At 44.4% G+C, this 1,467-nt stretch carries 2 protein-coding genes; both read left to right on the top strand.

Annotated features, from left to right (window positions below):
- The coding region (locus KQI22_RS13665; protein ID WP_442905258.1) for a Mu transposase domain-containing protein at positions 1–603 on the top strand (603 nt) is incomplete at its 5' end.
- Positions 604–608: 5 nt separating this feature from the next.
- The gene (istB, locus tag KQI22_RS13660) at positions 609–1,385 is read left to right on the top strand and encodes an IS21-like element helper ATPase IstB (RefSeq protein WP_216553425.1); all 777 of its coding nucleotides are present in this window, start codon (positions 609–611) and stop codon (positions 1,383–1,385) included.
- Positions 1,386–1,467 lie beyond the last annotated feature (82 nt).

Raw genomic sequence — 1,467 nt, 5'->3', positions numbered from 1 at the left:
CCGTTACTTGCACCATTACCTGCTACCCGCTTTGAACTGAGTGACTGGAAAACAGCCACCGTCCAGTTCAATTATCACATATCTGTGGACGGAATGCTATACTCAGTTCCGTACGAATACATCAAAAAGAAAGTTGATGTAAGGGTAACAGACACCACTATTGAAATTTTCTATAACCATAACCGCATTGCTTCCCATCGCCGTTTAAAAGGGCGCACCGGGCAGTACAGCACCATTACGGAGCACATGCCGGAAGACCACCAGAAATATTTAGAGTGGAATGGTGACCGTTTCCGCAAATGGGCTGAGCGGATTGGAATAAATACATACACCGCAGTAAATGCAATACTTACCTCTAAAAGAGTGGAACAGCAGACATATCGTAGTTGTATGGGGCTTTTAAAGCTTGCAGAGAAATACTCAGAAGCAAAGCTGGAAGCTGCCTGTAAAAGGGCTCTATCCTTTACAGCCTCCCCAAGTTATAAGAGTATCAACAACATCCTTGTAACCGGGGCTGACAAGCTTATAACGTCATCAGACGATACTGTTACCACACATAAATCACGCGGCATCACAAGAGGCGCCGACTATTATCGGAGGTAAAACATATGACCAATCAGAGTACAATTGATAAATTAATTGAAATGCGCCTTACTGCTATGGCAGATGCATTCCGTAACCAGACAAACGATCCTACTTTCAAGGAAATTCCTTTTGAAGACCGGTTTGGTATGCTGGTAGATATCGAATTTAACAGCAGAAAGAATAATCGTTTAAAGCGACTGATTCATAATGCTGGATTCGACCAGCCCGAAGCAAATATCATGGATATCAACTATACTTCAGGGCGCAAGCTCAACAAGGAGCTGATTAACAGACTTGCAACTTGCGAGTATATATCTGAACACCGCAATCTTTTTATTACCGGTGCAACAGGCTGTGGTAAGACCTACATGGCCTGCGCCTTCGGAATGGAGGCATGTAAGCAGTATTACAATACCAGGTATGTCCGTCTTCCAGATCTGCTTATTGATTTAGAAATCGCAAGGTCTGAGGGGAACTACAAGAAGGTAATGGCAAAGTATGCCAACCCACTGGTGTTGATACTAGATGAGTGGCTTCTGCTGAAACCTACGGAATCGGAACAGCGTGATATTTTTGAACTGCTCCACAGAAGACGTAAAAAGTCTACTACCATCTTCTGTTCTCAGTATGAATTTGAGGACTGGTACGACCAGCTTGGTGGCGATGCAAGCCCACTGGCAGATGCAATCATTGACCGCATTGCTCATGACAGCTACCGTATTAATATCACAAGTATTGATGCAGCACATGATATCTCTATGCGAGAGGTCTATGGTTTAGATAAAACATTACGCGAGTAAACTCGCACCTAGCGGTTTCCGTGTGCCGGACTGACGGTTTCCGTCACTCCGGACATGCGGTTTCACCGCACAGGAATATTCA

This window comes from Kineothrix sp. MSJ-39 (assembly GCF_018917935.1).
Classification (GTDB): Bacteria; Bacillota; Clostridia; order Lachnospirales; family Lachnospiraceae; genus CAG-194.
The sequence above is the reverse complement of the archived record's forward strand: the minus strand, read 5'-3'. Positions and strand labels throughout refer to the sequence as shown.